The following is a 6,038-nucleotide window of genomic DNA, read 5'->3' on the forward strand; positions in this document are numbered from 1 at the left end:
GTGCCGGCCGAGGATTCTCTGAAGGGCTAATCTGCTCTTAGAACAACCGCGATCGCTCCTAGATGACAATCCAGGGTGCGATCGCGGCTTCTGCCTGTGCCTTCTGCGGCGTGAGATAGCCCTAGGGGGGCATCCTTGCCTGTTGAACGATAGGGAACGTAGTTGTTGCCATCCACCCAAGTTGTCCATCCCTAGAGGGCAGCAGGTGGCGATCGCTACCGTCCTCGTGGTGTCACGTAAGCTCTATGGGATCGCTGCCAAGGTGGCGATGAGCAGAGAGCCGTTCTCAGAATTTTGTGATCGCTGGCCAGAGCGTCCTTCGGCGATTTGTCCAAGAGAGGTTCGCGCCAGTGACTGGAAACAGTTGCGGGTGCTGGGGTTGAGGTGGTTTTGTACACCCATGATCCCCCGGTTGCAAAATGAGGGTGATATTACGAAATATTGCAAACAGGCGAAGTATGTGAACTAAATGCCGGAAAATATTTCCCGAAGGTAGCTAAGCTTAACCGCTTGTATCGTTCCGAATAACGCTGATGAATCCAGAGGCGTCTCAGTAATCGTTCATACCCCAATGTCGATTGCGCGGATCATCCCATAAGCGCTCGAAGCGATCGCAAGTTTGGACATACCCACGATATCTTTCTTTTTTTTGGAGGAATCCATCCATGAGTATTGTCACGAAATCAATCGTGAATGCCGACGCTGAGGCTCGTTACCTCAGCCCTGGCGAGCTAGATCGGATCAAAGCGTTCGTAACCTCCGGTGAAAGCCGTCTGCGGATTGCTCAAGTGCTAACGGAATCCCGTGAGCGCATCATCAAGCAAGCTGGCGACCAACTGTTCCAAAAGCGCCCTGATGTTGTTTCTCCCGGTGGCAACGCCTACGGTGAAGAAATGACCGCTACTTGCCTGCGGGACATGGACTACTACCTCCGCCTCGTGACCTACGGAGTTGTAGCTGGTGATGTCACCCCCATCGAAGAAATCGGAATCGTTGGCGTTCGTGAGATGTACCGTTCTCTCGGCACCCCCATCGATGCAGTGGCAGAAAGCGTTCGCGCCATGAAAGGTATTGCCACCTCTCTGATGTCTTCTGAAGATGCGGCTGAAGCCGGTGCTTACTTCGACTATGTTGTTGGGGCAATGCAGTAGGGTTTTACCCCACCAGCAGCCGTTCAAACCTTTTGATTCATAACGACTTTGTTTAGGGAAGCTAAATCATGCAAGACGCTATCACTTCGGTTATCAATTCCTCTGACGTTCAAGGTAAGTACCTTGACGCCTCTGCGATGGAAAAGCTGAAAGGCTACTTCCAAAGCGGTGAACTGCGCGTTCGTGCCGCTAGCACCATCAGCGCCAACGCTGCAACCATCGTCAAAGAAGCTGTGGCTAAGTCCCTGCTGTACTCTGACATCACCCGTCCCGGTGGTAACATGTACACCACCCGTCGCTATGCTGCTTGCATCCGCGACCTCGACTACTACCTCCGCTACTCCACCTATGCCATGTTGGCTGGTGATCCTTCCATCCTCGATGAGCGCGTGCTCAACGGTTTGAAAGAAACCTACAACTCCTTGGGTGTACCGGTTGGTGCAACTGTGCAAGCCATCCAAGCCATGAAAGAAGTGACCGCTAGCCTAGTGGGCTCTGACGCTGGTAAGGAAATGGGTGTTTACTTCGACTACATCTGCTCTGGCTTAAGCTAGTGCATTGGGTAAGCATGGCGCTCGACGTGTAGCTTACCGCCCACTATGGTGAAGATTGGGCAGTTGGGAGTGAGTTTTAGGTTGTGAAAGCTGGCGATTCGTCAGTTCTGATAGCTTAAAGTTGATTCTTGACTCCCAGTCTTCTGTATAGAAAACCCGCTATAAGTAGTTGGGTATATCAAGCGAACAATAGGTTCTTAGATTTTTATCCAGATTTACGTCTTTAGCTCACTGAGGGAGATGGTCGCCGATGCGAATGTTTAAAGTTACAGCCTGTGTGCCTAGCCAAACTCGAATCCGCACTCAGCGCGAATTACAGAACACCTACTTCACGAAACTAGTTGCCTACGATAACTGGTTCCGGGAGCAACAGCGCATCATGAAAATGGGTGGCAAAATTATTAAGGTTGAGCTGGCTACCGGCAAGCCTGGCATGAACACCGGCCTCGCCTAGAGGGCGATCGCCTGTCCTCCTAGCACAGGGTGCTGGGGTCTTGCTCGTTTCAAGGTTTATTGATTTTGTTGAATGCTGAGGAGGTCACTAAGTGGCCTCTTTTTTTATGTCGCATTTTTATGGTGCAGGGATGGGGCTGAAGTTTGAGCCTATACTGTGCCTATGTTGAGTGGGATAGGACAAGGTCAATCTGCCATGGTGAATATTCTGCACTATGCCATCCCTGTGTTTGATCCATCGGTCAAAGATTGGGCGATCGAGGCGCGCATCCTGCGATGGCTGACGTTTTTGTGGCTGATGGTGGGGCTGATCGTTCTCTTTTCTGCTTCTTATGTGGTGGCAGAGGCCGAGACGGGCAATGGTCTTTACTATTTCAGAACTCAGCTCATTTGGATTTTTATTGGATTGATTGGGTTTAATTTTCTGACCCACTCGCCGCTGCGATACATGCTGGGGATTACAGACTGGCTGGTTCTGCTATGCCTAGGGCTGATTTTGATGACCCATATTCCAGGACTGGGTTTTACGGTGAATGGCGCAACGCGCTGGTTGGTGATTGGGCCCCTCTCGATTCAGCCCTCAGAATTAATTAAGCCAGCCCTGGTGCTGCAAAGTGCGCGGATTTTTGGGCAATGGGATCGGCTGAGTTGGGCTACTCGGCTGGGTTGGGTTGGGGTTTTTGGTCTGGTTCTATGCACCATTCTCACCCAGCCCAACCTCAGCACAGCGGCGCTTTGCGGCATGGTTGTGTGGATGATAGCGCTGGCGTCTGGGTTGCCCTATACCTACCTACTCGGGTCGGCTGGTGGCGGCTTGGGCTTAGCGCTGATTAGCTTAGCCTCCAATCCCTATCAGCGGCAGCGGGTGATCTCATTTTTAGATCCCTGGGCAGACCCTACCCAACATGGTTATCAACTGGTGCAAAGTTTGATGGCGATCGGGTCAGGTGGGATCTGGGGGACTGGATTTGGCCTATCTCAGCAAAAGTTGTTTTACTTGCCCATTCAATACACCGATTTCATTTTCTCCGTGTATGCGGAAGAATTTGGTCTGGTGGGTGGTTTACTGCTGCTGCTGCTGCTGTTGATCTACGCCACCGTCGGACTACGGGTTGCTGTCAAGGCCCAGCGTCCGGTTCATCGATTGGTGGCGATCGGCATTGTGGCGTTGCTGGTAGGGCAGGCGTTATTGAACATTGGCGTGGCCACGGGTGCATTGCCCACCACGGGGCTACCCTTCCCGATGTTTAGCTATGGTGGCAGCTCCATGTTGTCTAGCCTGGTGTCGGCGGGGCTGCTGGTGCGCGTGGCGCGGGAAGGGCATGATCGCAAGGTGGTGGCTATGCCGGTAGCGGGCTGATGGCAGGAAGAGCGATCGCCCCCCACTCGATAGCGATCGTCTCGACCCATGCAACCCGATACAATAAAGCAGGGACGGTTGGTTATGCCCCACGATGCTTCACGATGCTTCAAGGGCGATCGCCTCTTGTCATTCCCAGCTCTGACCCTCCATCCCCTAGCCACTCCTGCCTTTCCAGAGACCCGTCTCGATCGCCATGCTTGATACGCTACAAACTCGCCTCTACGAACTTGAGTCCTTTGCCAACGGGTTAGTCTCCAGCCAGCTCGCCCACATCACCCCCACCAGCATTGCCATCATTACCCTGGCGGGATTGCTAACAAGCCTCACCCCCTGCATGTTGTCCATGCTGCCGATTACCGTCGGCTACATTGGCGGCTACGAAGCCACCACCCGCCTGCAGGCTGCCATTCAATCCCTGTGGTTTGCCCTGGGTTTGGCGACGACCCTCGCGGCGCTGGGGGTGTTTGCCGCCCTGGTGGGCCAGGTTTATGGACAAGTGGGGCTGGGGCTGCCGATTGTGGTTAGCGTGGTGGCGATCGCCATGGGCCTATACCTCCTCGATGCCCTACCGATTCCCCTGCCGAACCTAGGCGGCACCGACTGGATTGCGGCAGATTGGCCGCGGGGTCTACGCTCCTACCTCTTGGGGTTAACCTTTGGCCTAGTCGCCTCCCCTTGCAGCACCCCGGTTCTAGCCACTCTCCTAGCCTGGATGGTGGAAACGGCGGATCCTTTAGTTGGCAGTGGCCTGTTGCTCTGCTACGCCATTGGGTATGTGGCTCCCCTGGTTCTTGCGGGCACCTTCACAGCCTCGATCAAGAAACTGCTAGAGCTGCGGCGCTGGTCGGGTTGGATCACCCCTGCTAGCGGTGTGTTGCTGGTGGGGTTTGGCGTCTTCTCGATTTTGCTGCGGGTGTTGCCCAGTGGTGCCTAAGGCTGGCACATCCCTGATTCCCCTATCCTTTGATTTGACATCCCATGGCTGAGACTTCATCTTCCAACGTGTTTTCTAGGGCGATCGCTGCCCTGCGTCGCTATGTGACCCAAGACATGGTGCCCCTGTTGGCCGATCTGCGGTTGGCGATCGCGTTGCTGTTGGCGATCGCCGTATTTAGTATTTCCGGCACGGTAATTGAGCAGGGCGAGTCCCTTAGCTTTTACCAAGCCAACTATCCCGAAGCCCCGGCCCTGTTTGGATTTCTGTCCTGGAAGGTGATTTTAACCTTGGGATTGGATCACGTCTATCGCACCTGGTGGTTCTTGGCGCTGCTGATTTTGTTGGGAGGTAGCCTCACCGCCTGCACCTTTACCCGTCAGTTGCCCTCTTTGAAAGCGGCGCAAACCTGGCGCTATTATGATCAACCTCGCCAGTTTGAGAAGCTGGCCCTGAGTACGGAGATGTCGGAGGGCAGTCTAGAGACCCTAGAACCGTTGCTGCGACAGAAGCGCTACCTCACCTTTCAAGAGGGTCAGACGCTCTATGCCCGTAAAGGGATTGCCGGGCGGATTGGCCCAATTGTGGTTCATGCCAGTATGTTGATCATTTTGGGCGGCGCAATTTGGGGCGCGATGACCGGCTTCTTTGCCCAGGAGATGATTCCGGATGGGCAGGTGTTCAAAATCCAGAATATTTTCGATGCAGGGCCGTGGGCCGAGGCGCAAATTCCTAAGGATTGGTCGGTGAAGGTGAATCGCTTTTGGATCGACTACACACCGGAAGGGCGCATCGATCAGTTTTATTCTGATCTGTCGGTGCTGGATGATCAGGGCGAGGAGGTGAAGCGCAAGACGATTCACGTGAATGAACCGATGCGCTACCACGGCGTGACGCTCTATCAAGCCGACTGGGCGATCGCGGCTGTGCGGGTGAAGCTGAACAATAGCCCAATTTTGGAACTTCCCATGGGGCAGTTGAAGATTCCCAGCGGCCGCATCTGGGGTACCTGGGTACCCACCAAGCCCGACTTGAGTGAAGGGGTATCGCTGGTAGCGAAAGACCTCCAGGGTATTTTGCTGGTGTACGACATGGAGGGTGACCTGGTCGCCACGGTGCGCCAGGGTATGTCGGTGGAGGTGAATGGCATCACCTTGGCGATCGCGGATTTGGTGGGCAGTACGGGCCTACAGATCAAGGCAGATCCGGGCATTCCCTTTGTGTACCTAGGCTTTGGCCTGTTGATGATTGGCGTGCTGATGAGCTATGTCTCCCATTCCCAGGTGTGGGCGCTGCAGGTAGGCGATCAGCTCTACGTGGGAGGCCGCACCAATCGGGCCCAAGTTGTCTTTGAGCGGGAAATCTTGGAGATTTTGCAGCAAACGTCAGCGCCTGAAACGTCAACGACCGCTGAACCGGTAGCGTCGTGAGGGATGCTTGACCGGGGTCATGTAGAGAAGATCCCCGATGTTTGAGAAACATCGGGGATCCTGAACGGGTGACAAGGCAGCTTAAAATCATACCGTGCTGGACTTTGAGACAATAGAGGGGACAAAAAATAGGGAGCCTCAGTACAGCTCCCC

At 54.4% G+C, this 6,038-nt stretch carries 8 protein-coding genes; 7 read left to right on the top strand and 1 reads right to left on the bottom strand.

Features of this window, described 5'->3' with window-relative positions; genetic code table 11:
• Positions 1 to 26: 26 nt before the first annotated feature.
• Entirely contained in the window at positions 27 to 176 is a 150-nt protein-coding gene (locus JUJ53_RS07605; protein ID WP_204151391.1) for a hypothetical protein, read from the bottom strand.
• Positions 177 to 181: 5 nt separating this feature from the next.
• Between JUJ53_RS07605 and JUJ53_RS07610 the strand changes: the two genes are divergently transcribed.
• From JUJ53_RS07610 to JUJ53_RS07640, 7 genes are all read left to right on the top strand, one after another.
• Positions 182 to 469, top strand: coding sequence for a hypothetical protein (locus JUJ53_RS07610; protein WP_204151392.1), 288 nt, complete (start codon positions 182 to 184; stop codon positions 467 to 469).
• 196 nt (positions 470 to 665) lie between these two features.
• The gene (apcA, locus tag JUJ53_RS07615) at positions 666 to 1,151 is read left to right on the top strand and encodes an allophycocyanin subunit alpha (RefSeq protein ID WP_204151393.1); all 486 of its coding nucleotides are present in this window, start codon (positions 666 to 668) and stop codon (positions 1,149 to 1,151) included.
• Positions 1,152 to 1,219: 68 nt separating this feature from the next.
• Positions 1,220 to 1,705, top strand: a complete 486-nt coding sequence (gene apcB / locus JUJ53_RS07620; RefSeq protein ID WP_204151394.1) for an allophycocyanin subunit beta — start codon at positions 1,220 to 1,222, stop codon at positions 1,703 to 1,705.
• A gap of 250 nt (positions 1,706 to 1,955) precedes the next feature.
• Positions 1,956 to 2,159, top strand: coding sequence for a phycobilisome linker polypeptide (locus JUJ53_RS07625; RefSeq protein WP_204151395.1), 204 nt, complete (start codon positions 1,956 to 1,958; stop codon positions 2,157 to 2,159).
• 195 nt (positions 2,160 to 2,354) lie between these two features.
• A complete protein-coding gene (locus tag JUJ53_RS07630) occupies positions 2,355 to 3,518 on the top strand; it encodes an FtsW/RodA/SpoVE family cell cycle protein (RefSeq protein WP_204151396.1) in 1,164 nt (387 codons plus the stop codon).
• Positions 3,519 to 3,714: 196 nt separating this feature from the next.
• Entirely contained in the window at positions 3,715 to 4,455 is a 741-nt protein-coding gene (locus JUJ53_RS07635) for a cytochrome c biogenesis protein CcdA (protein ID WP_204151397.1), read from the top strand.
• Between the two features lie 44 nt (positions 4,456 to 4,499).
• A complete protein-coding gene (locus JUJ53_RS07640; protein ID WP_239124861.1) occupies positions 4,500 to 5,885 on the top strand; it encodes a cytochrome c biogenesis protein in 1,386 nt (461 codons plus the stop codon).
• Positions 5,886 to 6,038: the final 153 nt, after the last annotated feature.

It is taken from the genome of Leptolyngbya sp. CCY15150 (genome assembly GCF_016888135.1).
Lineage (GTDB): Bacteria > Cyanobacteriota > Cyanobacteriia > RECH01 > RECH01 > RECH01.

Excerpts from the sequence above, each read along its gene's own strand:
- apcA (WP_204151393.1), top strand. The coding sequence starts at position 666 with ATGAGTATTGTCACGAAATCAATCGTGAATGCCGACGCTGAGGCTCGT.
- apcB (WP_204151394.1), top strand. The coding sequence starts at position 1,220 with ATGCAAGACGCTATCACTTCGGTTATCAATTCCTCTGACGTTCAAGGT.
- JUJ53_RS07625 (WP_204151395.1), top strand. The coding sequence starts at position 1,956 with ATGCGAATGTTTAAAGTTACAGCCTGTGTGCCTAGCCAAACTCGAATC.
- JUJ53_RS07630 (WP_204151396.1), top strand. The coding sequence starts at position 2,355 with ATGGTGAATATTCTGCACTATGCCATCCCTGTGTTTGATCCATCGGTC.
- JUJ53_RS07635 (WP_204151397.1), top strand. The coding sequence starts at position 3,715 with ATGCTTGATACGCTACAAACTCGCCTCTACGAACTTGAGTCCTTTGCC.
- JUJ53_RS07640 (WP_239124861.1), top strand. The coding sequence starts at position 4,500 with ATGGCTGAGACTTCATCTTCCAACGTGTTTTCTAGGGCGATCGCTGCC.